Genomic DNA, 1,214 nt, shown 5'->3' with positions numbered 1-1,214 from the left:
TTGGACCAGATCGCCACCCCCCAGATCCCCGTCACCGTGCTGACCGGCTTCCTCGGCGCCGGCAAGACCACGCTGCTCAACCGCATCCTCACCGAGCGTCATGGAAAGCGCTACGCCGTCATTGTCAACGAGTTCGGCGAGACCGGCATCGACAATGACCTCGTCGTGAACGCCGACGAGGAAGTGTTCGAAATGAACAACGGCTGCATCTGCTGCACCGTGCGGGGCGACCTGATCCGCATCCTTGGCGGGCTGATGAAGCGCGCCGACAAGCTCGACGCGATCATCGTCGAGACCACCGGCCTCGCCGATCCCGCTCCGGTGGCGCAGACCTTCTTCGTCGATCAGGAGGTGGCAGAGCGCACGCGGCTCGACGCCATCGTCACCGTGGCCGACGCCGTTCACCTCGCGGGCCAGCTCGGCGAGCACCACGAGGCCGAGGAGCAGATCGCCTTCGCCGACGTGGTGCTGCTGAACAAGACCGACCTTGTGGGAGACGCCGATCTCTCCGGCGTCGAGACCCGCATCCGCCGCATCAACCCTTATGCGAAGATCATCCGCACGGCCCGCTGCGATACGCCCCTCGACGCCGTGCTCGGGCTGAACGCCTTCAGCCTCGAGCGCGTGCTGGCGGTTGAGCCCGATTTCCTGACCTCCGACCATGACCACGAACACGACGAGGACGTCACGAGCCTGTCGCTGACGAGCGACGCGCCGCTCGACCTTGCGGCGTTCCAGACGTGGTTTGGCCGGCTGCTGCAGACCCGGGGGCAGGACATCCTGCGCTCGAAGGGCATCCTGAACTTTGCGGGCGAGGCGGACCGCTACGTGTTCCAGGGCGTGCACATGCTCATGGACGGCGCGCCGATGGGGTCGTGGCCCGAGGGCGCGCCGCGCGTCTCGCGGCTGGTGTTCATCGGGCGCAATCTCGACGGCATGGGCCTGCGCGAGGGCTTCGAGGCGTGTCGGGCGGCATGAGCGTGGCGACCGTCGAGACGCTGCGGCGCGGCTTTCCGCCATCCGACAAGGAGCGTTCGGCGCAGCGCGTGGAGGCGCGCGCCCCCGTGACCGGCGCCGTGGTTTCGAGCGGCGTGGTCTTCGCCAGCTATGGCGACGGGACCGTGCGGCTGTTCCGCCCCGGCCTGCCGCCGCAGAGGATCGCGGCGCATGAGGGCGCGATCCTGAGCATCGCCGCCGACGCCGCAGGCGCAGTC

Annotated in this window: 2 protein-coding genes; both read left to right on the top strand. The window is 68.6% G+C overall.

Annotated features, from left to right (window positions below):
* The coding region (locus BLW43_RS22735) for a CobW family GTP-binding protein (protein ID WP_425441199.1) at positions 1 to 978 on the top strand (978 nt) is incomplete at its 5' end.
* Positions 975 to 1,214 (top strand): hypothetical protein (locus tag BLW43_RS22730; RefSeq protein WP_217632299.1); only part of this gene is annotated, 240 nt, incomplete at its 3' end. The genes BLW43_RS22735 and BLW43_RS22730, both read left to right, overlap by 4 nt.

Source organism: Rubrimonas cliftonensis (assembly GCF_900107585.1).
Classification (GTDB): domain Bacteria; phylum Pseudomonadota; class Alphaproteobacteria; order Rhodobacterales; family Rhodobacteraceae; genus Rubrimonas; species Rubrimonas cliftonensis.
Note: the sequence above shows the minus strand (reverse complement) of the source record. Positions and strands in the feature narration are given on the sequence as shown.